Source organism: Microcoleus sp. T2B6 (assembly GCF_036700475.1).
Classification (GTDB): domain Bacteria; phylum Cyanobacteriota; class Cyanobacteriia; order Cyanobacteriales; family Microcoleaceae; genus Microcoleus.
Genome location: NZ_JAUBOZ010000011.1, coordinates 1 through 25116 on the forward strand (window position 1 = coordinate 1; position 25116 = coordinate 25116).

19 protein-coding genes are annotated in these 25116 nt (G+C 45.6%); 9 read left to right on the forward strand and 10 right to left on the reverse strand.

The window, feature by feature from the left end:
* Positions 1-79: 79 nt before the first annotated feature.
* From QUA00_RS07205 to QUA00_RS07215, 3 genes are all read right to left on the reverse strand, one after another.
* Complete coding sequence (locus QUA00_RS07205) at positions 80-1834, reverse strand: DUF3352 domain-containing protein (RefSeq protein ID WP_333409201.1); 1755 nt, start codon at positions 1832-1834, stop codon at positions 80-82.
* Positions 1835-1903: 69 nt separating this feature from the next.
* Positions 1904-3064: a flagellar assembly protein H gene (locus tag QUA00_RS07210; protein WP_333409202.1), complete on the reverse strand. Its 1161-nt coding sequence runs from the start codon at positions 3062-3064 to the stop codon at positions 1904-1906.
* A gap of 35 nt (positions 3065-3099) precedes the next feature.
* Positions 3100-3705: a pentapeptide repeat-containing protein gene (locus QUA00_RS07215; protein ID WP_333409203.1), complete on the reverse strand. Its 606-nt coding sequence runs from the start codon at positions 3703-3705 to the stop codon at positions 3100-3102.
* A 137-nt stretch (positions 3706-3842) separates the two neighbouring features.
* Here QUA00_RS07215 and purL point away from each other — a divergent pair, with 137 nt between their 5' ends.
* The 9 genes from purL (at position 3843) to QUA00_RS07260 (ending at position 16536) form a co-directional block, all read left to right on the forward strand.
* Positions 3843-6404 carry a phosphoribosylformylglycinamidine synthase subunit PurL gene (purL, locus tag QUA00_RS07220; RefSeq protein ID WP_333409204.1) on the forward strand — a complete coding sequence of 854 codons (2562 nt, stop codon included), beginning with the start codon at positions 3843-3845 and terminating at the stop codon, positions 6402-6404.
* 249 nt (positions 6405-6653) lie between these two features.
* Positions 6654-8480, forward strand: coding sequence for a bifunctional serine/threonine-protein kinase/formylglycine-generating enzyme family protein (locus QUA00_RS07225; RefSeq protein ID WP_333409205.1), 1827 nt, complete (start codon positions 6654-6656; stop codon positions 8478-8480).
* 353 nt (positions 8481-8833) lie between these two features.
* Entirely contained in the window at positions 8834-9193 is a 360-nt protein-coding gene (locus QUA00_RS07230) for a DUF433 domain-containing protein (protein ID WP_333409206.1), read from the forward strand.
* A gap of 4 nt (positions 9194-9197) precedes the next feature.
* Complete coding sequence (locus QUA00_RS07235) at positions 9198-9545, forward strand: DUF5615 family PIN-like protein (RefSeq protein WP_333409207.1); 348 nt, start codon at positions 9198-9200, stop codon at positions 9543-9545.
* Positions 9546-9759: 214 nt separating this feature from the next.
* On the forward strand, positions 9760-11757 hold the full coding sequence (locus QUA00_RS07240; protein WP_333409208.1) for a bifunctional serine/threonine-protein kinase/formylglycine-generating enzyme family protein: 1998 nt from the start codon (positions 9760-9762) through the stop codon (positions 11755-11757).
* 223 nt (positions 11758-11980) lie between these two features.
* Positions 11981-12229 (forward strand): type II toxin-antitoxin system ParD family antitoxin, encoded by a 249-nt coding sequence (locus QUA00_RS07245; protein WP_333409209.1) that lies wholly within the window; start codon positions 11981-11983, stop codon positions 12227-12229.
* Positions 12226-12552: a type II toxin-antitoxin system RelE/ParE family toxin gene (locus QUA00_RS07250; protein ID WP_333106495.1), complete on the forward strand. Its 327-nt coding sequence runs from the start codon at positions 12226-12228 to the stop codon at positions 12550-12552. Before QUA00_RS07245 ends, QUA00_RS07250 begins: the two co-directional genes overlap by 4 nt.
* A 698-nt stretch (positions 12553-13250) precedes the next feature.
* A complete protein-coding gene (purF, locus tag QUA00_RS07255) occupies positions 13251-14717 on the forward strand; it encodes an amidophosphoribosyltransferase (protein WP_333409210.1) in 1467 nt (488 codons plus the stop codon).
* Between the two features lie 733 nt (positions 14718-15450).
* Positions 15451-16536 (forward strand): DUF3474 domain-containing protein, encoded by a 1086-nt coding sequence (locus tag QUA00_RS07260; protein ID WP_333289140.1) that lies wholly within the window; start codon positions 15451-15453, stop codon positions 16534-16536.
* Between the two features lie 226 nt (positions 16537-16762).
* On the opposite strand, the gene QUA00_RS07265 is transcribed toward QUA00_RS07260, so the two are convergent.
* The 7 genes from QUA00_RS07265 to QUA00_RS07295 form a co-directional block, all read right to left on the reverse strand.
* A complete protein-coding gene (locus tag QUA00_RS07265) occupies positions 16763-17440 on the reverse strand; it encodes a cysteine hydrolase (RefSeq protein ID WP_333144908.1) in 678 nt (225 codons plus the stop codon).
* Positions 17431-17793, reverse strand: a complete 363-nt coding sequence (locus tag QUA00_RS07270) for a cupin domain-containing protein (protein WP_333144907.1) — start codon at positions 17791-17793, stop codon at positions 17431-17433. The genes QUA00_RS07265 and QUA00_RS07270 overlap by 10 nt, the downstream gene beginning before the upstream one ends.
* 17 nt (positions 17794-17810) lie before the next feature.
* The gene (locus tag QUA00_RS07275) at positions 17811-19400 is read right to left on the reverse strand and encodes an ABC transporter ATP-binding protein (RefSeq protein ID WP_333409211.1); all 1590 of its coding nucleotides are present in this window, start codon (positions 19398-19400) and stop codon (positions 17811-17813) included.
* Between the two features lie 446 nt (positions 19401-19846).
* Positions 19847-20536 (reverse strand): biuret amidohydrolase, encoded by a 690-nt coding sequence (gene biuH / locus QUA00_RS07280; RefSeq protein ID WP_190735225.1) that lies wholly within the window; start codon positions 20534-20536, stop codon positions 19847-19849.
* A gap of 28 nt (positions 20537-20564) precedes the next feature.
* Positions 20565-21491 (reverse strand): ABC transporter permease, encoded by a 927-nt coding sequence (locus QUA00_RS07285; RefSeq protein ID WP_333203544.1) that lies wholly within the window; start codon positions 21489-21491, stop codon positions 20565-20567.
* A 188-nt stretch (positions 21492-21679) separates the two neighbouring features.
* Positions 21680-22792 carry an ABC transporter permease gene (locus QUA00_RS07290; protein WP_333144901.1) on the reverse strand — a complete coding sequence of 371 codons (1113 nt, stop codon included), beginning with the start codon at positions 22790-22792 and terminating at the stop codon, positions 21680-21682.
* A 226-nt stretch (positions 22793-23018) separates the two neighbouring features.
* The gene (locus QUA00_RS07295) at positions 23019-24200 is read right to left on the reverse strand and encodes a BMP family ABC transporter substrate-binding protein (protein ID WP_333307393.1); all 1182 of its coding nucleotides are present in this window, start codon (positions 24198-24200) and stop codon (positions 23019-23021) included.
* Positions 24201-25116: the final 916 nt, after the last annotated feature.

The following is a 25116-nucleotide window of genomic DNA, read 5'->3' on the forward strand; positions in this document are numbered from 1 at the left end:
TCTTCCTTCTTCCTTCTTCCTTCTTCCTTCTTCCTTCTTCCTTCTTCCTTCTTCCTTCTTCCTTCTTCCTTCTTCCTAACTAATTGAGCCGCATAAATATAGTAGCTTTGCGAATTCCTGTTATTTCTCCCGTACTGGTGACAGTGAGCGATCGCAAGTGGTCGAACAATGGTCTTGCCGAAAGTTCAATTAACCTCAACAGCGGGATTTGTTTTTCCCAAATTGCCCTGCTGGAGGGCCAGTCTAAATAAAAATAGCCGTCGTTAGATGGCGGTAGCGGTTCAATGCTGGTTTGAAAATCTTGATTGGCAACTAAAGAGCCTGTTTCTGCTGCTTCTAGTGCTGCGTCCATTGCTTCTACTGAAGTGGTGAAAATTTCGTATTTGCCGACGGTGGCTCGGACTCCTTTTGCCTCGGTTTCGATCGCACTTTTTCTATTATTTTCTTTACCATAATTTGGACTCGTTGTCAACTGCGTCCAAGCGGTAATTTTCTGGTTTCTGAGAGTGAAGCTGCCGATGCTGTATTCTTTGCTGCGGGCAATTTCATCGAGTTTGTCGAGATCCTTTTGGGAATCAGCAGATTTTTCGGCTGCGAAAATCCAATCGGCACTATTTGACGAATTCGGAAGCACTGCTAAAGCGTATTCTCCTTGTACCCAGTCAAATACATCCTGCGGCAGGTTGACGCCCCAAAGTTGTTGAATATCTGCCAGAGTGCGATCGACTAAATTTGAGACTTCAGCGTTAGTGGAAACCGCCGATGACAAATCAGCCCAAAAATTCCTTAAGTCGGTGCTGGCGACCGCGAAAGGACTGGCTGAGGGAATGTATTGCAAGGCTTGCACAGGTTCGGAGAGTGTTGGAGAAGCTGTGTTTTCTCGCGATGTCACTAAAGCAGTTTGAGCCAGCAATCCCCGTCGGTTGACTCCGACAGCAACTGCGAGGGAATTAAGAGAAACTTGGGGATTTTGCTCGGTTGCTGATTGCGGGAGATTGACAAATGCTAAAGCAATTCTGCCTTGAGTTAGCTGCTGCAAAGCTTTTTGATATTCCGGGGTATTGTTGAGATTTAGGTTAGCTGATTCAACGTTATTAATTGCATCTCGAATCACAATCGGGCTATTGGAAAATAAAACAAAACTTTGGTTATTCCCATAATTTAAATTACCGCCGATGGCTGCTGTTGCGAAGCTGGATGGCAACTTGGAAGTCGGCAGAGAAAACGGGTTAAAAGGCGAAAGTAAAGCAGATTTTTTCTTGGCTATGGGTGCTTGTTTATAATTAATTCTCACGCCTTTATATATTTCCGACTGCACTGTTTTATCGGCACGAGATTGTTGACGCCAGTAGGAGTCAAGAAATTTTTGGCTGCGATCGACCTTTTGGGAGGAAACAGCCAGCAAAAACCCGGCTTGTTTGCCGTTGCTGCTGTCGCCATCGAAATCAGGGTTTGTGACGGCGAGGGTAATTTCGTCACCTATCCAAGGTTGGATATCTCGACTGTAATCCAGGCCTGTATTGGCGAGGAAACTTTTTTTGATTTGCTCAAATTCTGCGTGCGATCGACTTCTTTCTTCGGGAGTGGCAAAAACTTGTCGCAATGCTTCGAGGCGATCGGGATTTACCAGCATTGAAGCTAACAAAGGTGCTTGTTTCGAGACAAACACAGCCGCAGCCGGAGTAGTTGTCGGCCCGCCAGCGAGCAAATTCAGGGGAGTGTGAGTTGTCAGCCAGTAAAAACCACCGGCACTCAAGCCTAAGAGTGCCAAGACGCCAGCAATGAGGAAAGAAAAGAACGATCGCAACTTCATCGGCAAATGACAAATTACCACAGTCTCTGATTATACACCCAGAACCCCGACTTGTTTCAAAAGCAGAGGTTATCGCCACCTTGTTAGTTTTTAAGTCGATCGATCTGCCAATCTAGCTATCAGATTTTCCAGGGATAATTGAGGCAATTCTGACAACAGTAATGATAATTTTTCTGGGGATAATCCGAGCAAATTGGGGATGAGATTAACCGGGCGTTCTTCTTGTCCTGATTGGCTGAAGCGGTTGTTCAAAACACTTTCCGCTAGCAAATTTTGGACTTGTTGGCGATCGGTTTGGGCGATCGGCAGCATAGATAATTGGACTAACAACATAGTAAACTCGGCAGTAGGTAGAGCCGATACCGGGCGCACAAAAGTGAGAGTTAGGGGGTCTAACTCCCCAAATCTGACCTGCAAGAAACTCTCTAAAATCAACCGCTGTCCTTGTTCTCTTCCTTGTTCAATTCCTTGTTCTCTTCCTTGCTCAAGACCTTGTACAAGACCTTGTACAAGACCTTGTTCTCGTGCTTCTTGTAACTTTTGTTGAAAAAGGGGTACGATCGCCATAACTAACTCCTGATCTTCATCATCCATTGTGGGATTAGTTGGTGTATTCGCTTGCAAATTTTCCTGCAAGATGTAAAGTAATTGTAGCGCATTAGCTCGAATTGAAGCATCAATGGGAAATGCAGTTAATTCCGCGATCGCCCCTTGCTGCACCCGGCCCCTACCCAACATCCGCAACCACATAGTCTCTGGAGTCCTCGGTAGCTGGTGAATAGCGATTAAGCCAACTCTCCAAACCTCCGATAAAAAATAAACTCCTCTCCCCCAGCCCTCCGACTCTTCAGGAGTCCGAAAACCAAAACTGCTTAATAAAGCCTCCGAAGCAGTAGGAGTGAGAATCCACAACATCGGTAATTGTCTTTCCTCAAAACGTTGATCTTGTCGATTAGCCCGCCGCCCCAGTTCTGCCCTACTATTTAATAACTTAACGACACAGCTAAAAATTCCCTCAGCAGTCACAGGATTGCGAAACGGTTCAATTATGGCCGCCGTTGCAGCCATTTTACCTAACAAACCCAAACTTTGGACATATTCATATTCGCTCTCAAAAGAAGTTGGTTGAAACCAAACATCAATTTCTCTAACTTCAGCAGTGACATTTTTGCTCGTTTCTACTTCTCCAAGAGGCGACAATAACTCTTGCAGGTATTCTTTTGCAAACTGATCGTGGGGAAACTTAGTCATATGATTTTAGATTTTAGATTTTAGAAGCAGGTTGTCTACCACGGCACTCCTCGCGCATCGGAAAAATCTGCATCTAGAACCGCCCCTCGATCGAAAACAGCATCAGTTAAATCAGCCTTTCTAAACGACGTTATCGACAATTTTTCTATCTGTTCAACAGCGATAAAAAATCCGATCGCAGTTAACCCAAGAATTACCCCAGAAACCAAAAATAAGACAATTCCCCTGAGAGTATCTCCCCCCAAAAATGTCACAATACCGCTAGCGCCGATCGCAGCAGCAGCCCCAGCCACAGCCCCCGCCACAATCCCAGCCTCGCACCGAGTCGCAGCAATCGCCGTCGCAGCGGTTCCGGCCACCGCCACAGCCCCCGCATCTGCCCCGGCAATCAGTCCAATCAAAGCCCCAGCCGTCGTCACTGTCACCGCAGTCACCCCAGCCCTAGCAATCAAATTTCTCACCCGCCTGCGGCTTTGTCCGGTTCGGACACCCTGAAAATTTGCCCCTCTCAAAATCGCCCCGGTGAAATTGCAGCCTCGAATGTCGCAACCGCTGAAATTCGCCCCTGACAAGTCAAGGCCTTTAAAAGAACGGTTCCGCAAGTTTTGGTTAGCAAAATTGAGATTTCGAGGTAAAGTCATTCGATTTTAGATTTTAGATTTTAGATTTTAGATTAACCAACGCATTGCGCCTGGGTTTTTAGATTTTAGATTATAGATTTTAGATTAACCAACCACAGGGCATTTAGAATAAAGCCTGTGGTTTATAACGAGTTTCCATGTCTCCCATCTCCGAATCCCCATTTTCCCCCGAACAAATTGCCGCTGAAAGACTCACACATGAAGAATATCAAGAAATCGTTCAGCGTCTCGGTCGCCATCCTAATAAAGCTGAATTGGGAATGTTCGGCGTCATGTGGAGCGAACACTGCTGTTACAAAAATTCGCGGCCACTATTAAAACAGTTTCCCACAGAGGGCGATCGAATTCTCGTCGGGCCTGGAGAAAATGCCGGCGTCGTAGACTTGGGAGACGGCTTGCAACTCGCCTTCAAAATTGAATCCCACAACCACCCGTCAGCAGTCGAACCTTTCCAAGGTGCAGCAACCGGTGTCGGGGGGATTCTCCGCGATATCTTCACAATGGGTGCTCGCCCGATCGCACTTTTAAATTCCCTGCGTTTCGGCAACTTAGACGATGCTAAAACTCAGAGATTGTTCAAAGGCGTAGTATCGGGAATTTCCCATTATGGAAATTGCATCGGAGTACCCACAGTTGGCGGCGAAGTTTATTTCGATCCTGCTTATTCCGGCAACCCATTAGTTAACGTCATGGCCTTGGGTTTAATGGAAACTCAAGAAATCGTCAAATCCGGGGCATCCGGCATCGGAAATCCCGTGCTTTATGTCGGTTCAACTACCGGGCGAGATGGCATGGGAGGAGCAAGTTTTGCCAGTGCCGAATTGACAGACAAATCAATGGACGATCGCCCCGCAGTCCAAGTAGGAGATCCATTTTTAGAAAAATCCTTAATTGAAGCTTGTTTAGAAGCATTCAAAACCGGTGCAGTCGTCGCCGCCCAAGACATGGGCGCCGCCGGAATCACCTGTTCCACATCAGAAATGGCAGCCAAAGGTGGCGTTGGCATTGAATTCGATTTAGACAAAGTTCCCGTTCGAGAAAGCGGTATGGTTCCCTACGAATACCTGCTTTCGGAATCCCAAGAACGGATGTTGTTTGTTGCCCAAAAAGGACGCGAACAGGAATTAATCGATATTTTCCACCGCTGGGGATTGCACGCCGTAGTCGCGGGGACAGTCATCGAAGAGCCGATCGTCCGAATTCTATTTAAAGGCGAAATCGCTGCCGAAATTACCGCGACTGCTTTGGCAGATAACACGCCAATTTATCACCGAGAACTGTTGACAGAGCCACCAGAATATGCTAAAAAAGCATGGGAATGGACGGCGGATTCGCTACCACAATCCACAGTTACAGGTATCGAAATTAACGGCATTTTCCAAACTTGGAATCAGATTTTGCTGACGCTTTTAGATACTCCCACCATCGCTTCTAAACGCTGGGTTTATCGCCAATACGACCATCAAGTGCAAAACAATACTGTTGTTTTACCGGGAGGCGCTGATGCTGCTGTTGTCAGATTGCGTCCGCTAGAACCCAGCCACTCTTCCCTTGCTAACGGGTTAGAAGTACACCCCCTTGCTAAGGGGGATCTACTGAGAGAAAATGCTGTTTCTCTAGCTTCCGAAAGCAAACAGGAAGAAGAGGTAATTCCTCTATTTACAAAGGCACAAGGTAGGGAAACTCCAAAAGTTTCTCCCCCCCTTAGCAAGGAGGAAGCGCCCCTGGGGATTATTCCGGGAGTTGCTGCAACGGTTGATTGCAATTCTCGTTATGTTTATCTCGATCCTTATGAAGGTGCAAAAGCAGTCGTAGCGGAAGCAGCGAGAAATTTAAGCTGTGTGGGTGCTGAACCTCTCGCAGTTACTGATAATTTGAATTTTGGCAGTCCCGAAAAGCCGATCGGATATTGGCAGTTAGCGTCAGCTTGTCGCGGGATTGCTGATGCTTGTCGGGAGTTGGGAACGCCTGTTACTGGTGGCAATGTTTCTCTTTACAATGAAACGGTTGATGCTGAGGGGAATCCTCAACCAATTTATCCGACTCCGGTAATCGGAATGGTGGGGTTAATTCCCGATTTGACCAAGATTTCTGGCCAAGCTTGGCTAAAGAAAGGTGATTTAATTTATGTGCTGGGAATTGGGGAATCATCCCAAAACTCAGAACTTCCATCTGAAAGCTCAACAATCGATACTTCTCCTACTTTGGGAGGTTCGGAATATTTAGCAGCAATTCACGGGATTGTAGCTGGGAAACCGCCAAGGATAGATTTTGAGTTAGAAAGAAAAGTGCAATCGGTTTGTCGGGATGGAATTCGGCAAGGTTGGGTATGTTCTGCCCATGATTGTGCGGAAGGTGGAATTGCGATCGCCCTCGCGGAATCCTGTATTTCTGCTAAAATGGGTGCAGAAATTCATCTCAGTTTCAATTCGGCAAATGTCAGCCGCTGGGATGAAATTTTGTTTGGTGAAATGGGCAACTGCATTGTAGTTTCAGTCGCACCGAAAAATCAAGAAATTTGGGAGTCTTACCTGGAAGAACATTTGACCAAAATGTGGCATAAAATTGGTGTAGTTTGCTGTGCTGAATCACCTTTGCGGGTTGTGACTGCTGACAATCAAGCGTTAATTGAGGTGGCGATGGGTGAGATGGGCGATCGATTCTATAATGCGATCGAGCGTCGGATTGCATCTGTCTGACAACGTGAATTTTCGATCCCCCTAAATCCCCCTTAAAAAGGGGAGTAGGGGTTGACTTTGAATACTCTTGTCCCCCCCTTCGTAGGGGCGGTGCCCCCGTGCCCGCCCTTGGCTAGGGGGGATCTCCGGGTTTAAAACACGCCCAATAACCCCAACTTCTTACAAAATTCACGATTCTTAGAAAAATCTATAACAGAAGTCCGGGTTCTTAGACACTATACAATATAAACATTATCATTCATAAAACAAATGATTTGCTGTATCAATCCCAACTGCGAAAAGCCTGAAAACCCCTACGGGCATACATATTGCATCGATTGTGGCGTCAAACTCGTACCAATTCTGCGAAGCCGTTTCCGCATGATCAAATTTCTTGGTCAAGGCGGCTTCGGCAGAACCTATTTAGCAGAAGATATTGATAAACTAAATCTACCCTGTGTCGTTAAACAATTAGCACCAAATGTCCAGGGAACTTGGGCGATTAACAAAGCGGTAGAATTATTTCAGCAAGAAGCCAAACAACTACAACAGCTAGGACAACATCCCCAAATTCCATCACTAGATGCCTATTTTGAACAAGACAACTATCTGTATCTCGTACAACAGTTTGTCGATGGTGATAATTTATTAAAGCTTTTCCAAAATCGGGGAATTTGGCAAGAAAGCCAAGTTAAGCGACTATTACTCGAACTCTTACCTGTTCTCAAGTTTATTCACGAACAAAAAATCATTCACCGCGATATCAAGCCTGAGAATATTATGCGCCGTCGCAGCGATGGTTTGTTAGTTCTCATTGATTTCGGAGTTTCCAAACAGTTGTCTGGAACAGTGATGTCGAGACTGGGAACACAAATTGGTTCGGATGGTTATGCACCGCTTGAACAAATGCAAGGGGGTGAAGCTTATGCAGCCAGCGATTTATTTAGTTTGGGGGCGACGGCTTTTCATCTACTGACGGGGGTATATCCTTTTAGTTTGTGGGTGGAACATGGTTATAGTTGGACTGCAAATTGGCAGCAACATTTGAAAAGTCCGATAGACAAGGGACTGGCATTAATTCTTTCTAAGTTGTTGGCAAAAGATATCCAGCAGCGCTATCAATCAGCAGAGGAAGTTCTCAAAGATTTTCGACGTCAGTCAATACCAACTTTTGCGCCGACACCAACTTTTGCGCCAATATCAACTCCCAAGCCGACACCAACTCCTGCGCCAATATCAACTCCCAAGCCGACACCAAATCCTGCGCCAATATCAACTCCCACGCTGACTTTACCAACTTTTGACTTTGAAGTGGTGACAGTTAATGCACGGGGTAATATAACTAACCGTCAACGCCATCAAGCACAATTTATTAGTGAAAATTTAGGTAGCGGTGCAATCTTGGACATGGTAGCAATTCCTGGTGGCAGTTTCGTGATGGGTTCTCCCAGTACGGAAACAGGACGACGTGACAATGAAGGGCCGCAGCATAATGTGAATATCCCTCCTTTTTTTATGGGTAAATATGAAGTCACTCAAGCACAATACCAAGCAGTGATGGGAAATAACCCATCTAATTTCAAAGGTGCGAAACGTCCAGTAGAAAATGTAAATTGGGATGAGGCTGTGGAATTCTGCCGTAAACTTACTCAAAAAACAGGCAAGACTTATCGTTTACCATCGGAAGCGGAATGGGAATATGCTTGTCGCGCGGGAACTACAACACCTTTCTATTTTGGTGACACAATTACGCCAGATTTAGTTAATTATAATGGCAATTATCCCTACGGTGCTGCATCAGAGGGATTTTGGCGCGAACAAACAACAGATGTGGGGAGTTTTCCGCCCAATGTGTTTGGTTTATACGATATGCATGGCAATGTTTGGGAATGGTGCAGCGATAAATGGCATCGTAATTATAGTGGCGCACCGACTGACGGAAGTTCTTGGGAAACTGGAACAGATAATGACCGAGTGCAGCGTGGTGGTTCCTGGAACGACTGTGCGGTCCATTGCCGTGGTGCCCTTCATGACGGGGGTTCGGCGGTCTATCGCCGCAGGCCCGTCGGTTTTCGCGTAGCTCTGGTTTCCGCGTAGTCTCCGGTTTTTGGTTCTGTGCTGTAGCTAAGTAGTAGGGTGCGTCGCCCGCAACCATCTACAAATCAAATCGACAATCTCGCAGCGACGCACCGCGATAGTCAGTCAATCGATTTTAGATTTTAGATTTTAGATTAAAGAATTCAAAAATCGACCTCACGGATGAATCCGGGGGCTTGTGAAGAGGATTCGGAGATTAGGCCGGGGCTGGTTTATTATGTTGTTGGTTCCGAGATAGATGGTTGGTAAAACCCGCCCCTACCGCAGAATTAAGCCTACCGAGCTTGATAACTGATAGAGATATCGCCTTAGAATATCAAATAGCTACACAATTCATAAATCCCCAAATTTATATGACAATCGAAGAATTAGAAGTACAACTCCTGGCCTTAACCGCGATCGAAAAAGCTGAGGCGATCGGCATCTTAACTCAAAGCCTGAAAAACAGCGGCCGCCCGATAACCAAAACTCCCGGCGTAATGGGCGGTGATGCTTGTATTGACAAAACTCGCATTCCCGTTTGGTTGCTCGCCAGCTATCGCAATGACGGCGCTACCGATGCTTTTATTCTAGACTGCTACCCCCATCTCAGTGCTGCTGATTTGGTAAATGTTTGGGCTTATACTGAAGCTTATCCTGACGAAATTGAGTCAGCACTTCGACAGCAAGATGATGCTGACGAAATCTTAGATACACCGGAAAATATCAAATAAACCTATGGCACGTCTCTATGCAGACGAACACTTTCCCCGACAAGTTGTGCAAAATCTGCGCTCTTTGGGCCATGATATCCTGACTGTTCAAGAAGCAGGAAATGCTGGACTACCTGATGAGGATGTATTAGTATTTGCCATCAGTGAGGATCGAGCTGTTTTGACCATCAATCGGCGCGATTTCTTTCAACTGCACAAGCTGAAACCTGACCATTGCGGTATTATTGCCTGCACGCGAGATGACGATATGCCTAGACTGAGTGCGAATATTAATGATGCGATATCTACTGCTGAGATACTGACGGGGAAAGTGATTCGTGTCTATCGTTCTGGGCCGCCGTCCATATCTTAATTGAATTTAATAATTCTATCTACAATCTCCAAGTAAGATGCAAATCTCACATATCCCCACCCTACAAATTAGACTACTGGACGCACTCCGCCTTCATAAGCGGGTTTTTTACCGAATCTACGAGAGCGAACGAAGTATTTTCATAAAAAAAAACCGGTTTCTGGGCCCCATGCGTAAGTCCTATACAATATAAACAATATCATTCCTAAAATAAATGATTTGCTGTATCAATCCCGACTGCCCCAATCCTCAAAACCCCGACGGGCAAACATATTGCATCAGTTGTGGCCTTCAACTCGTACCCATCCTGCGAAATCGTTTCCGCACGATCAAACTCCTCGGTCAAGGTGGCTTCGGTCGAACCTATTTAGCAGAAGATATTGATAGACTAAATCAACGCTGTGTCGTTAAACAATTAGCACCCGATGTCCAGGGAACTTGGGCGATTAACAAAGCGGTAGAATTATTTCAGCTAGAAGCTAGACAACTGCAACAGCTAGGACAACATCCCCAAATTCCATCACTAGATGCCTACTTTGAAGACAACAAATATTTGTATCTCGTACAGCAGTTTGTTGATGGTGATAATTTGTTGACGCTTTTCCAAAATCAGGGAATTTTGCAAGAAAGCCAAGTTAAGCAACTATTACTCGAACTTCTACCTGTTCTCAAGTTTGTTCACGAACAAAAAATCATTCACCGAGATATCAAGCCTGAGAATATTATGCGCCGTCGCAGCGACGGTTTGTTAATGCTGATTGATTTCGGAGTTTCCAAACAGTTGTCAGGAACAGTGATATCGCGACAGGGAACGCAAATTGGTTCGCATGGTTATGCACCGCTTGAACAAATGCAAGGGGGTGAAGCTTATGCAGCCAGCGATTTGTTTAGCTTGGGGGCGACGGCTTTTCATCTACTGACGGGGGTACATCCTTATGGTTTGTGGACGGAACACGGTTATAGCTGGACTGGAAATTGGCAGCAACATTTGAAAAGTCCCATAGACAAGGGATTGGAATTGATTTTATCTAAGTTGTTGGCAAAAGATATCCAGCAGCGCTATCAATCAGCAGAGGAAGTTTTAATAGATTTTCAACGTCAGTCAGGACAATCTCCCGCACCGACACCAATTCCCACAATTCCTGTGATTCCACAGCACTCTTTGCCGTTACGAACTAAGACAACAAGGCGAGGTTTCTTGCAATTAGCGGGTTTTGCTGGGGGAGGATTTGCATTAGCTGTGCTGGGTCAAAGTTTATTGAACAACAAAACTTCTTCATCTTCACCAAATCTTCCACCTTCATCCAACAAGGCGGCCCCATCTCCTAAATCATCAGCTCAAAAATCATCTCCAAAAACTACAGCCAAAAGTTCATCGCCAAAACCATCTCCCAAACCATCTCCCAAACCCGCACCAGAAACTCCAAAACCTACGCCATCTTCCAATGCTTTAAAAAGCTTTACTTTTGAAACAGTGACAGTCAACTCAACGGGGCAAATCGCTAACCGCCGTCAAGGAAAAGCACAGGCTTTTATAGAAAATATGGGGAATGGTATTACTCTAGACATGGTAGCAATTCCTGGGGGCAGTTTCGTGATGGGTTCGCCCGATACGGAAGCCGGACGAAGTAGTTATGAAGGGCCGCAGCGTACCGTGAATATCCCTGCTTTTTTTATGGGTAAATATGAGATAACTCAAGAACAATACCAAGCGGTGATGGGAAATAACCCTTCTGAGTTCAAAGGTGCGAAACTTCCTGTCGAAAAAGTAAGCTGGAATGACGCTGTGGAATTCTGCAAGCGGCTTTCTAAAAAAACAGGCAAGACTTATCGCTTACCTTCACAAGCGGAATGGGAATATGCTTGTCGCGCCGGAACTAAAACACCTTTCTATTTTGGCGAAACTATTACCCCGGATTTAGTGAATTATAATGGCAATAATCCCTACGCTGGGGCATCGAAGGGACTTTACCGCAAACAAACAACTGATGTCGGGAATTTTTCACCCAATGCTTTTGGACTTTATGATATGCACGGAAATGTTTGGGAATGGTGCAGTCATCTCGACAACGATCGAAGCGATCGCCGGGTGCGGTGTGGCGGTTCCTGGAAGGACACTGCGGTGAATTGTCGCAGTGCGTATCGTCTTAGCAATTTGGCGGGCGATGGTTACTCGGACATCGGTTTTCGCGTGGTTTTGGTTTCCGCGTAGCCGGTTGAAGCCGTAGGGTGCGTCGCCCGAAACAATCTACAAGTTCGATCGACAATCTCGCAGCGACGCACCGCGAGAGTCAGTCAGGTGCGTCGCCATCTCAAATTTGTAAATTCCACCCTTAAATCTCGCAGCGACGCACCCTACAATAACGGAAATCGATCAAACCTGGTTTATTTTCGTTAAAATATGCCAAGGTCACACATCAGGAAGGATAAAAAATATGACCCTCAATCTTCCTCTTCCCGATTCAATTCAAAATTTTATTAACGAACAAGTGGCAATCGGAGGCTACAGTAATGCAGCGGAATACATCTTGCACCTAATTCGCCAAGAACAAGCAAGATCCGCGCGGGTTGAGTCGTTATTGTTGGCTGGTTTGGATAGTGGCAATTCTATAGAGATTACCGATGATTGGTGGGAGCAAAAACGGGCTCAGTTGGTGCAGAAACTTGACCCACAGCAGCAATGACTAAACGGATTGTCATTACACCAAGAGCAAGTCAAGATTTAGACGAAAATTTTGCTTATATTGCTCAAAATAATCTTGATGCTGCATTGCGTTTTTTTGATGCAGCACGTCAGACCTTTGCGAGATTGGCTCAAATGTCGGGAATGGGTCGCCTGTATCCGGTTCAAAATCCACGGTTGGAGGGTTTGCGAAGATTGTCAGTTAGGGGTTTTGAGAATTATCTGATTTTCTATCTGTCTTTTGATAACTATATTAAGGTAGTGAGAATTCTGCACGCCGCGAGAGATTTAGAGGAAGTTTTGTCAGGAGATGAAGCTGATTGACTTTGTAGAGTAGGAAAATTTTTCAGGCTGCAAACTCTCCATCCCACCGTTAACTCCTGTCGAGATTACTTAATACTCGATCGCGCCCAAAATTGACTTTACATGGCCGCACAGATTCCCATGATAATATAGTATGTCAATCTCACAGAAAAGTCAAGCTCGATCGCCCTTAAATTCTAATATTTCAAAAAGCCCGTGAAGCAATTTTATAATTTATTTGCCATTGCACGATCGCCTATCTCTTCGTTCCCCTCTGTTGGGACGAGAGTTTGACTCTTAAGCGATTTCAAGAGACTGCTGGCGAATTTAAAAGTGGTTTCACCCCTCACCCGTAAAAATAGTGGCTCTGGACTAAATATTTAATTAACCATATAGCTATTAAGTGGCCAGAACGAAAGAAAATGCTGCATTCGTGATGTGATGGGTAACACCCTTGGCGAATTCGCCAACAGTATTTTTCAATCGCCGATTCCCGCGCCCACAATTAATCAAGGTTAATATAGGATCAGGGGGCGATCGATACTACAATGCGATTGAACGCCGCATCGCTTCTGTCTGAAATGCTACACGATTTGGAAATAATGACAGATCCGTGGCAAGATTAAGGGAATGTTAAGTTATGCGACGCCTTCGCAAACAAGATTTCCCGCTGAAACTGTCCCCCTAACCCACCTTCCCCATTAGGAACCCACCCATCTATGATTCCCAACCATTCCTTCGCGGCTGACGAGCATTCTAGCAAACCCGACAAGCCCGAGGAAGCTTGTGGCGTTTTCGGTATCTACGCACCGGGTGAAGATGTCGCCAAGTTGACCTACTTCGGTTTGTATGCCTTGCAGCACCGGGGTCAGGAATCAGCAGGGATTGCCACCTTTGACGGTGAAAAAGTACACCTGCACAAAGATATGGGACTGGTTTCCCAAGTCTTCAACGAATCGAGTTTAGGTCACTTGCCCGGTAACTTAGCCGTAGGACACACTCGCTACTCTACTACCGGCTCGTCGCGCGTGGTCAACGCTCAGCCTGTGGTTGTCGAAACTCGTTTGGGAAGTCTGGCATTAGCACATAACGGGAATCTTGTCAATACAAAAGAATTGCGGGAAGAATTGCTGTCTCGGAAGTGCGAGTTTGTCAGCACGACGGATTCAGAGGCGATCGCAGTGGCGATCGGTTCCGAGGTAGACAAGGGCAAAGACTGGCTGGAAGCAGCGATCAGTGCGTTTGCTATGTGCCAAGGAGCCTTTAGTTTGACGATCGCCACTCCCAAAGGCGTGATGGGAGTCCGCGACCCCCAGGGCGTCCGCCCGCTGGTAATTGGCATCCTCCCCACAACTCCGGTACGATACGTTTTAGCATCGGAAACTTGTGGCTTGGATATTATCGGTGCTGAATTTTTGCGGGACGTAGAACCGGGGGAATTAGTTTGGATTACAGAGGAAGGTATGGCTTCCTTCCACTGGAGTCAGCAGCAGAAGCGCAAACTTTGCATCTTTGAAATGATCTATTTTGCTCGCCCCGATAGCCAAATGGAAGGTGAAAGTTTGTACAGCTACCGCCTGCGGATCGGGCGTTTGTTGGCAGCAGAATCTCCCGCTGATGCTGATATAGTCATCGGCGTTCCCGATTCTGGAATCCCCGCCGCGATCGGCTTTTCTCAAGCTTCCGGCATTCCTTACGCCGAAGGATTGATTAAAAACCGCTACGTGGGGCGCACTTTTATTCAACCGACTCAGACAATGCGCGAGTCAGGAATCCGCATGAAACTCAACCCTCTCAAAGATGTCTTGGAAGGGAAGCGGGTAATTATTATCGATGATTCGATCGTGCGCGGTACAACCAGTCGCAAAATCGTCAAAGCCTTGCGGGATGCTGGCGCAACCGCAGTTCACATGAGAATTTCTTCGCCACCGGTGACACATCCTTGTTTCTACGGGATCGACACCGACAATCAAGATCAGTTGATTGCGGCTACTAAGTCAGTCGCAGAAATCGGCATCCAAATAGGGGTAGATTCTTTGGCTTTCTTGAGTTGGGATGGAATGCTAAGGGCGACTAACGAAGACCCGATGAGTTTTTGTTCGGCGTGTTTCACTGGTGATTATCCGATCGACGTTCCAGAAATGGTAAAACGGTCTAAGCTCATATTAGAAAAAGCTGGAACCTAGAAAATCTAAAAGCGAGAAAGCGATCGCCCGTCACTTTCCGCTATTTAGGGATTTTCAAGTTTTTCTGGTAAGTCATTGCCAGAATGTGTGTAGAAATGTTACATTAACTTAGCTTTAGCAATTCTTGCAGAATTGGTGAACTGTAGTGAACAGTCGCTTGGGTATCACTTGCGTGAAACCCAACACTCGGATTGGAGATTGGAGATTTGAGATTTGAGATTTGTGCTTGAATCTAAAATCGCCAATCTAAAATCGATGGTTTTTCCCTACACTCTCGTTCACAATTCCTGCTCGAAACGCTGTATGCTACCTGCAGACTGGAGGTAGTTCCTCCAGATGTCCACTCTCAGATGGAAGTCGCATTTCGCACCAACAACGGGCACATGAGATTTTTTCAGATAACAGGGTCGATCGCACTAATTTTTCCCACACAAGTATTCCACAAGCCAACTTGCTTGAGAATCGCGGACGGGCTATTCATGCGAACTAAAGAACTTTAGGAACCCTTGCAGAGTAAAAAGTATGGCTCCTTGCAGGTTGAATGTTACCTCACCTGTATAGGGATACAAGCCCCCGACTCATGTCCGGGAGAGCCAAAAAATTTAGATATTAGTTAAGCCCCCAGATTCATCTGTGGAGTGAATCTAAAATCTAAAATCTAAAATCTAAAATCGATTGACTGTTAAAAGAAGGCGGAATGCGGTTTCTCAAGTCAGCTTAAATCGGAAACTTCGTGCAATCAAATACTGTTCTCAATCCCGCGAGCAATCCAGGCTCATCCTCTCGTACAACAGAGTTACCTTTTACTCTTGCTGATATCAAGGCAGCCATTCCAGCCCACTGTTTTGAGCCCTCGGCATGGAAATCTCTGGCTTATTTCTTTTTAGATATTGGCATCATCGCAGGTTTGTATGCGATCGCCTACACCCTCGATTCCTGGCTCTTTTATCCAATCTTTTGGTTGATGCAAGGAACCATGTTTTGGGCATTGTTTGTAGTGGGCCACGACTGCGGACACGGTTCATTTTCTAAGAGCAAATGGCTCAACAACCTGATCGGACACCTCTCCCACGCTCCAATTCTCGTGCCCTTCCACGGTTGGCGGATTAGTCACAGAACCCACCACGCAAATACAGGCAGCTTAGATAACGATGAAAGCTGGTATCCGGTATCGGAAAGCAAATACAATCAAATGCCTTGGTACGAAAAGCTGGGACGCTTTTATTTGATGTTATTTGCCTATCCAATTTATCTATTTCGCCGATCGCCCGATCGGGTAGGTTCTCACTTCATGCCCGGTAGCCCGATTTTCCGTCCGTCCGAAAAATGGGATGTGTTGACAAGTTCCGCATCCTTGGTACTGATGGTAGGCTTTTTAGGCGCGCTAACCTATCAGTTTGGTTGGCTGTTTTTACTCAAGTTCTACTTAGTTCCCTATGTAGTGTTCGTGATGTGGCTGGATTTGGTAACATTCCTGCACCACACAGAAGCCGATATTCCTTGGTATCGCGGAGATGATTGGTCTTTCTTGAAAGGTGCATTGTCTACGATCGATCGCGACTACGGAATCATCAATTCCATCCATCACGACATCGGCACCCACGTAGCCCACCACATTTTCTCGACAATGCCGCACTATCACTTGAAGGAAGCAACGGAAGCAATTAAACCAGTGTTGGGCGATTATTATCGCAAGTCAACCGATCCAATTTGGAAGAGCTTTATTCGCTCTTACTGGGATTGTCATTTTGTCTCCGATACAGGTTCTGGAGTTTACTACGAATCACCTAACAGTCGGCGATCTGCTGAAGTTAAGTAGTTTAAATTAACAATAGAATATGCAAAAACTCGGCTTCTTAAAGAAACCGGGTTTTTCTTTTTTGCGCGTGTTTGATAATAAAATGTTCCACATCTGGAGGGGTGACAAGCCACCCCAAACCCAGAGGTCTCTTCTTTGTGGAACAGGCCGGAAAGCCTGTTACGAAAAAATATATCAGCCACTGGTTTTTACCCCAAACATCCGGGATAGCCGACAGTTTTTAAATTTAAGACTGCGATTTTTCCAAAGCTTGTATTACTACTTCAGCCTTTGCAGTCCAACCAATAATACCGCCTTGGGCGCGAATCATATCGATCGCACTCTGTTTAAACTCTGGAAAGTAGCTGGCTGTAGCATCCTCAACAAGTAAACATTCAAACCCCCGATCGTTAGCCTCACGCATAGTTGTTTGAACGCAAACCTCAGTCGTGACTCCAGTAAAAATTAGGTGAGTAATCGCTTTTTCACGAAGAATTAATTCCAAATTAGTGTGATAAAAAGCGCCCTTGCCTGGTTTATTAATTACTATTTCATCAGGCATAGGTGTCAATTCTGAGATAATTGAATTCCCCGGCTCCCCCAAAATTAAAATTCGTCCCATTGGGCCTCGATCGCCAATTTTTAGTTTACTTTGACCCCGCTTTTGCTTAGAGGGAGGACAATCAGAAAGGTCAGGTTGATGACCTTCAATAGTGTGAACAATAGGGAGATGGCGATCGCGAAATGCCTCTAACAACAGCTTTACCGTTGGTACGATCGCCTGTAGTTGGCTGACATCATTGCCTAAAGCTTCACCAAATCCCCCAAGCTCCAAAAAATCTCGCTGCATATCGATGATAACCAAAGCCACCCCGCCAGAGACTGGCAGTTCATAATCATAAGGTTGGGCAGATATTAAGACCATAACGATATAGGTTTTTCCCAAATTACTAGGACTATGCAGCCAGCTTGGCTGACAACACTGTGATTACTGTTAGGCGGGTTAATCACAAAAGTTCCGGCTTGGTGTTCGCCATTTTGGTCAGTTTGCGATCCAGTTAGTACGTAAATATGTTCAAAACCAGTATGGGTGTGCCTTGGGACACTCGCTCCCGGCTGATACCTCAGCAGAGCAGCAGCCGATCCACTTGTGTTGTCACCATAAAGTCGGTAGATTTCCACCCCATCACGAAATGGTTGCCAAGCCAACTCATTCTGCCACGCGGCGATATTAGGTAAATCCTTAAGGAGCAAAGTTTTGTTCAGTAGTTCAGTCATAGGTATTCCCAAATTGATTAGTGTCCTGCCATACTCTTACCGATCTGAACAAAATCTGCATCTGCGATCGTACTTTCATAAGTAAAATTCCCGCCACTGATTACCAAAACCCGATCGGACAACTTCAGCAGTTCATCTAAATCTTCGCTCACCAATAACACAGCTACACCTCGGTTGCGAGCCTCAATAATCTGACCGTGAATGTACTCCACAGCAGCAAAATCTAGACCAAAGCAAGGATTAGCGGCAATTAGTAACCTAATATGTTCGGAAGAGAGTTCCCGCGCTAACACTGTGCGCTGTACATTTCCCCCCGACAGATTGCCGATAGGCGTATCTGGCGAAGGCGTTTTAATTTTGAAAGTATTAATTAAGCTCTTAGCCGCCTGCCTAATTTCTTTCAGGATGAGTAAGATACTTGCTTTAGCTTGGGGAGGGCGGTCAAACGTCCGCAGCGCTAAATTTTCTGCCACACTCATGTGTGGCACACAAGCATTATGAAGCGGTTCTTCTGGTAGTGCGAAAACCTGATGTTTAAACATCTCGGCTCGTGTTGCTGTATAAACTTCGCCATTGACCAGCACATTTCCACCTGTAGCAGAACGCTGACCAGCCAACACCTCCACCAGTTCCCGCTGACCATTGCCAGAGATACCTGCAATCCCAACAATTTCGCCGCTGTGAACGGTGAGATTTACTCGTGTCAATACCTCCAGACCGTTGTCTTTATTGGCATGAAGGTCTTTAACTTCAAGGATAGGAATAGTCGTTGGGGGGGCTGTCTTTTCAACTTGTTTTGGCTCACGCCTTTCACCCATCATCATTTCAGACATATCCGAGACAGTCAGATCCTTTACCAAACCCTGACCTGCAAACTTCCCTTTACGCAGCACCGTGATGCTATCGCAAAACGCCATCACTTCCCGGAATTTGTGACTGATAATTAACACGCTTAATCTTCCAGCAGTAACTTCTGCGCGCAGTAAACCTAAAACCTCATCAGCTTCCTGCGGAGTAAGCACCGAAGTAGGTTCGTCCAAAATCAAGATCCGACTCTGAAGATATATCTGTTTAAGAATTTCTAGCTTTTGTTTTTCCCCAGCAGCTAATTGAAAGACCGGCGTATCTAGAGGAACTCGGAAAGGAGCAGTTTTCATAAAAGCCTTTAACCGATCGTACTCGGCTTTCCAGTTAATCAAATTGGGGCTATCAAAGCGGGACAAAACCAGATTTTCCGCTACCGTCATCGCAGGCACAGAGGTGAAGTGCTGGTAAACCATGCCAATGCCGTACTTATGAGCATCGCGAGGACTTGCGATCGTGCTTTCCTGTCCATCAATTAAGACTTTGCCTGAAGTAGGAGTATAGAAACCCATCACACATTTAACAAGGGTACTTTTGCCTGCTCCGTTCTCGCCCAGCAAAGCATGAAACGTCCCTGGTTTTAGCGTCATCGAGAAGTTATCAAGTGCAGTCATCGTGCCAAACCGCTTAGTCATGTTAACCACCTCTAGTTCTGGTGGTTGAATAAAGTTTTGAATTTGGAATTTTGAGTTGTCAATTTCCAGTGCTAATTTTCGATCTATAGAATCAGTTACTTCCGTCATGTTTTTGTCTCCTTTGTAAAGTTTTCAGCTTATCGGCTACTTATGAGATTTAAATTTTTAGTGAGAGCGTCGGGCTCATTTCACTGTTTTAAGTATTAACCTCACGTAGTAATATTTGCCTTCTTATCTGCGTTTATCTGAGTTTATCTGTTTTCATCTGCGGTTAAAATTTAACCCCTGATTCCTACCGATAAAGTTTCACATCACTCTTAAACTCCAATACGCTTGGGTTAAGCCCGATCCCCCCTAGCGAGCGGGCGGGCACGGGGAGTAGGGGTCGCACCGCCCCTACGAAGGGGGGGACAAGAACTTACTTAAAGTCAACCCCTACTCCCCAACAATCAGGGGGATGCTGCAAGGGATCTCCGAAGAATAAACAGTTTTAACCCAAGCGTATTGTCTTAAACTCCCGTTCCCACCTAACATAATATAACTTGAGTTTTTCCTCAAAATTCATCATTTAAAGCTTTGATAAATGCTTCTGAATCAGCAACCGTTCCAAACACTCCTCCCTGCATCTGGATCATCTTAAGTGCCGCCAAATGGTTGCCATAATCTGTTGCGCCTGTACAGTCAGATAAGAGCAAACATTCATAACCGCGATCGTTTGCATCTCGCATTGTGGTATGGACGCAGACATCGGTTGTAATGCCAGCCAAAACAATATTTTGAATGCCCTTACGTTTCAGTAGCAGATCTAGATCCGTAGCATAGAAGGAGCCTTTTCCCGGCTTGTCAATCACCGCTTCACCAGGCAAAGGCGCGAGTTCGGGAATAATTTCCCACCCTGCTTCACCTCGAACTAGAATTCTGCCGCAGGGGCCGGGGTCGCCAATCCCGGCGTTAATTTGGCGCGATCGCCACTGCTTGTTTTCTGGTAAATCTGCTAAGTCGGGCCGGTGTCCTTCGCGGGTGTGCATGATATGGAAGTGCTTCGCCCGTGCCACTTCTAAAACTTGCTTGATTGGCTCAATAGGAGCGCGAGTCAGTGACAAGTCGTAGCCCATCTTATCAACATATCCACCAATGCCGCAGAAATCAATTTGCATATCAATTATCAGCAGCACCGTATTTTCTGGGCGCAAATCGCCATTGTAAGGATAAGGATATGGTTCAGCTTCTACAAAACGTCCCATGTTTTCTTCCTTGCGATAAATTACTGTTTTATGTGCTAGTTCCTAAAGATCCAGGCGCGCCGGTCAAAGTTCGTTTTGGCGAACAAGTAATAATCATGATCGCCAGCGTCAGGATGTAGGGCGAAGCATTGAATAAGTAGTAATAGGAATCGACCCCTACTGATTGCAAGGCGGGGCCGATCGCCTGCGCCCCCCCAAATAGCAACGAGGCGTATAAGCACTGTACAGGATTCCAACGGGCAAAAATTACCAGCGCTACCGCCATCAGTCCTTGACCACTAGAGATGCGTTCTGTCCAACTACCGGGATAGTAAAGGGATAAATAAGCACCACCAATTCCAGCTAAGAAACTGCCCGCGATAATGCAGAGCATACGAACTTTATTAATAGAGATTCCCATTGCTTTTGCAGCATCGGGACTATCCCCAACTGCACGAATGAATAACCCCCAGCGAGTTGATTTAAAGAACCACTGCATTAGAGGGGCGATCGCTACACCTAACAAAAATAGGGGACAAATTTGTAGCGCTGATTGCACTGGAGGCAGATGACTCCAAGCACCCAGAGGTAAACTAGGCAACTGGGTGGCACTTGGTTGAATAAAAGGTTTGCCAAAAAAGAAAGCAATGCCGCTACCAAAAATAATCATGGCGATGCCTACGGCAATGTCGTTTACTTTTGGTTGTATGCACAGCCAAGCGTGGATAAAACCTAGTACCATGCCCGCTAGACCAGCGGCTAAAACACCTAACCAAGGCGATCCAGTCTGATAAGAAATAGCATAGGCACTCATCGCACCCGTTAACAGTGTCCCTTCTAACCCCAAATTAATCTTGCCGCTTTTTTCAGTTAGGCATTCGCCCAAACTGACGAACAAAAATGGAGCGCTACCCCGCAAAGTTCCTGCCAAGATACCTAAAGGTACTCCCCACCAACCTAATACTTCTGCTGCCATTGTTGATTCCTCCGATTTGAGATTTTGGCTTAATACCCATTTTTTATGAGGTTGGATAGAATCCGATCCCCCCTAGCCCCCCTTAATAAGGGGGGGACAAGATTCTTCTCTTTCGTCCCCCTTCTTAAGGGGGATTTAGGGGGATCGAGATATGTGCAACTTCACATTAAATTGGCTTAACGTATTGCTTAGACAGTGGCTACTGATGGCTGCTCGCTAGAAGGTGGCTGCTGAGGGCGATCGGTTGACTGTTCTTTGAAAAATGGCAAACGTCCGTAGAGCGATTCGCTATACAGAACTACCAAAAAGACCAAACCTTGGAACACTAAAACCGTTGCATCGGGCAGTCCATGTGCTCGTTGCAAGATGCCACCACTAGCCAGAATGCCGCCAAGCAGAATTGCCACAATAGTCGCAGCCAGAGGGTTGTGTCGAGCAATGAATGCAACTAAGATACCGCTGTAGCCATAGTTAGCATTAAGTGATTCGTTAGCTCGACCATGCACGGCGGCGACTTCCACCATGCCTGCCAAACCCGCACAAGAGCCAGCTAGGAAACAGATTGCCATTGTCAACTTGCCGACAGGAAGTCCGGCAATTCGAGCAGCGCGGATGTTGCCTCCTGCTGTCCGCGCTGCAAAGCCAAATGTAGTACGTTGGATCAGGAAGTAGGCGATCGCACAAGCAACCAACCCATAAATTAGGCCGTAGTGAACGCGGGTTCCTGGAATATTTCCTAACATATTCACATCAGGAATCGGGTAACTAGAAATTTTATTGACACTGCTGGGGTCACGCATCACGCCGCCGACTAAATGATTCAGCAGGGCGATCGCAATATAGTTCAACAACAAGCTGCTAATTGTCTCATTCACTGCCCGGTAATAGCGCAAAGCTCCCACTGCACCAATCCACACACCTCCACAGACAATTGCTGCCAGCGCCATTGCAATTTGGACTAACGTCGGCGGTGCAGAAGATAAAGCCAGTCCAGCGGCTACAGCCCCCAGACCCCCAACTACTAAAGCGCCTTCGTTGCCGATAATCATCAACCCCAAACGGGCAGGCAAAGCCGTACACAGGGAACTCAACATCAACGGTGCAGCCCTGATCAGGGTGTTTTGGAATGAATGCCAACTGCCAAACGCTGCTTTGTAGATTGAGGCATAGACAGCAAAGGGATTAGATCCAGCCCCAGCACAAAAAATTCCAAACAATACCAATGAGAAGAGGATGGCGGCGATCGGGATACCAACCGCTTCCAAAGTTGTACGCCAGTTTTGACGGTTAATCATCATCATAATAAAACATGAATTACTAAGAAAATGATGAGTGTTGAATGAAAAACTTGCTTGTATAGCAGTTGCCGACGGGCGTGAAATACTTTCTTAGGAATGAGAATTAAATAACTTACAATGCGTGATAGTTCTTGTGGGATGGGCGTCCCGCCCGTCCAGAAAGGGCGGGCTATAAGCCCAACCCCTACTCCCCACAAACTTCTGTAAATTATTTAATTCGCGATCCTAATTAACTCGTAACTTTGCCGATGACGCCTGATGCCAGCCAATTCATCTTTTCTAGTTCTGCGTCTTGCTGCTTGTAATCCTTACCTTCAGCAATCACAACTTTCCCGGTGTTATCTTTTATTTCCCCCTTATAAATGACCATGCTGCCATCAAGAAACTTACTCTTAGCAGCATCAGCATCTTTTTGCGCTTCGGCAGTTACGGCGCTACCGTAGGGCGACAGCTTCAAAAAACCATCCTTCAAACCACCACGTACTAAATGGGGAATGCCTCCGTTCATTAGCGTCTTGCCAGCATTAAGCATTTCAGCATACTTAGAATAGACATTCGTCCAGTCCCACTCGGCACCTGTTAAATATCCCTTGGGCGCAAGTTGGGCTTGACTCGCATGGTAGCCAGTACAGAAAATGCCTCGTTTCTCAGCCGTTTCTATCACCACTTTGGGGCTATCTACGTGACAGGTAATTACATCAACACCCTGGTCAGCCATACTATTAGCAGCATCAGCTTCTTTAACAGGCAAAGACCAATCTCCTGTAAAAATCACCTGAGTTGTAACTTCTGGCTTAATGCTACGTGCCCCTAATGTAAAGCTATTGATATTGCGTAATACTTGCGGTATGGGTTTAGCAGCAATAAATCCTAATTTTCCGGTTTTGGAAGCGTGGGCGGCAACAATGCCTGCTACGTACTCACCCTCATCAATGTAGCCAAAATAGCTGCCAACGTTATTTGGATGCTTACCTTCCTGATAAAGTCCACCGCAGTGGAAGAATTGCACCTCCGGGTAATCCTTTGCCAGTTTCAGAATATGGGGGTCAAAGTACCCGAAGGACGTAGGGAACAGAACCGTTGCCCCATCCTGTTCGATCATGTTCCTCATGGTTTCTTGTACCGCCGTAGTTTCAGGAACATTTGCTTCCTCTACGGTTTTTACCCAGGCTAATTTTGAAACCCCAGCGTTCCCTTCGGCTTGGGCTTGATTGTAGCCGTAGTCATCTTTGGGGCCAACATAAATAAATCCCATCACAATTGGCTTATCTTTTCCAGGGGAGTTTGCTTGAACCTCTTTAGCAGGAGTACATCCAGTCCAAAGGCGCGAGGTGACTGCAAACGCTGTAGTAGATAAAATCCCACGAATTACTTGACGCCGAGGTATAAACAATGACTTTTGGGTACTCATTCTCTATGTTCTCACTAAAAGTATTTAAGAGGAATTCATAGCTAAGCTGTAACGCTTATACTTGCTGGGAATTGCTAGATATATTCACGCTACATTTGCCAGCTTTTAGTCGAGCTATTCAGCAATGAGATTAAATGCGTTAATAACTATTTACATTCACATCACATCGTGAATTTAATGAAAAAGATACATGGTAAACCAAAACTAATTCTAATATAAAATTAGTTTTTGCTGGAAAGGTTCTTTTAGGAAAGTCGAATCCCCTAAAATTTAATGATGTTTATCTTATACCAATTACTTTTAGTGGTAACTTTTTTTATAAAAACTTAATAATATTGGCCAAATTGTCTCCCAAAAAGTTCGCTAGAAACAAAATTAAACAAGAATGTTCACCACAAACAAAAAATATGTTTTGAGTTCGGACAGGCAACTAGCTTTTTAGTCTTGGAGGCAACTTAAAAATAAGTCGAGGCTGAATCAAAAATAATAGAAATCGATCTTATAAAATCAGAAAAAATGTTATTGATTTCTAATAAGAGTCAATAATCCGAGCAAGTTTTATGAGGACTGAAGTCTTCACTACCAACTCTATAACGGTTCTTGTACCGGAGATGTTGCATCATTCTCAATAAGCTTTTTATGTAAGGATTCAGGTCAGTAAACTCCTTGCTGGGCAAAGACTTTAGATATGGAGCTTGATACTAAATCAATCTCTATTCTCAATAAACCACGAAAAACTGTCACTTCTCCTCGTTTATTGACAATTAACCACGAAAGACAAAAACCCTTATTTTGCCCTAAAACCCTTGCCAGACAAGCGTTGGAGCCGCAAGTTTTTAGACCTGAATCCTTACCTTTTTATGAACAGGCTTTTCGGCCTGTTCCACAAAGACTGAATTTTCTTGTGGAACAGGCC

What these genes read in the sequence shown, in the direction of transcription:
- QUA00_RS07210 (WP_333409202.1), bottom strand. Translation starts at nt 3,064, where the DNA reads ATGACTAAGTTTCCCCACGATCAGTTTGCAAAAGAATACCTGCAAGAG.
- QUA00_RS07215 (WP_333409203.1), bottom strand. Translation starts at nt 3,705, where the DNA reads ATGACTTTACCTCGAAATCTCAATTTTGCTAACCAAAACTTGCGGAAC.
- purL (WP_333409204.1), top strand. Translation starts at nt 3,843, where the DNA reads ATGTCTCCCATCTCCGAATCCCCATTTTCCCCCGAACAAATTGCCGCT.
- QUA00_RS07225 (WP_333409205.1), top strand. Translation starts at nt 6,654, where the DNA reads ATGATTTGCTGTATCAATCCCAACTGCGAAAAGCCTGAAAACCCCTAC.
- QUA00_RS07230 (WP_333409206.1), top strand. Translation starts at nt 8,834, where the DNA reads ATGACAATCGAAGAATTAGAAGTACAACTCCTGGCCTTAACCGCGATC.
- QUA00_RS07235 (WP_333409207.1), top strand. Translation starts at nt 9,198, where the DNA reads ATGGCACGTCTCTATGCAGACGAACACTTTCCCCGACAAGTTGTGCAA.
- QUA00_RS07240 (WP_333409208.1), top strand. Translation starts at nt 9,760, where the DNA reads ATGATTTGCTGTATCAATCCCGACTGCCCCAATCCTCAAAACCCCGAC.
- QUA00_RS07245 (WP_333409209.1), top strand. Translation starts at nt 11,981, where the DNA reads ATGACCCTCAATCTTCCTCTTCCCGATTCAATTCAAAATTTTATTAAC.
- QUA00_RS07250 (WP_333106495.1), top strand. Translation starts at nt 12,226, where the DNA reads ATGACTAAACGGATTGTCATTACACCAAGAGCAAGTCAAGATTTAGAC.
- purF (WP_333409210.1), top strand. Translation starts at nt 13,251, where the DNA reads ATGATTCCCAACCATTCCTTCGCGGCTGACGAGCATTCTAGCAAACCC.
- QUA00_RS07265 (WP_333144908.1), bottom strand. Translation starts at nt 17,440, where the DNA reads ATGGTCTTAATATCTGCCCAACCTTATGATTATGAACTGCCAGTCTCT.
- QUA00_RS07270 (WP_333144907.1), bottom strand. Translation starts at nt 17,793, where the DNA reads ATGACTGAACTACTGAACAAAACTTTGCTCCTTAAGGATTTACCTAAT.
- QUA00_RS07275 (WP_333409211.1), bottom strand. Translation starts at nt 19,400, where the DNA reads ATGACGGAAGTAACTGATTCTATAGATCGAAAATTAGCACTGGAAATT.
- biuH (WP_190735225.1), bottom strand. Translation starts at nt 20,536, where the DNA reads ATGGGACGTTTTGTAGAAGCTGAACCATATCCTTATCCTTACAATGGC.
- QUA00_RS07285 (WP_333203544.1), bottom strand. Translation starts at nt 21,491, where the DNA reads ATGGCAGCAGAAGTATTAGGTTGGTGGGGAGTACCTTTAGGTATCTTG.
- QUA00_RS07290 (WP_333144901.1), bottom strand. Translation starts at nt 22,792, where the DNA reads ATGATGATGATTAACCGTCAAAACTGGCGTACAACTTTGGAAGCGGTT.
- QUA00_RS07295 (WP_333307393.1), bottom strand. Translation starts at nt 24,200, where the DNA reads ATGAGTACCCAAAAGTCATTGTTTATACCTCGGCGTCAAGTAATTCGT.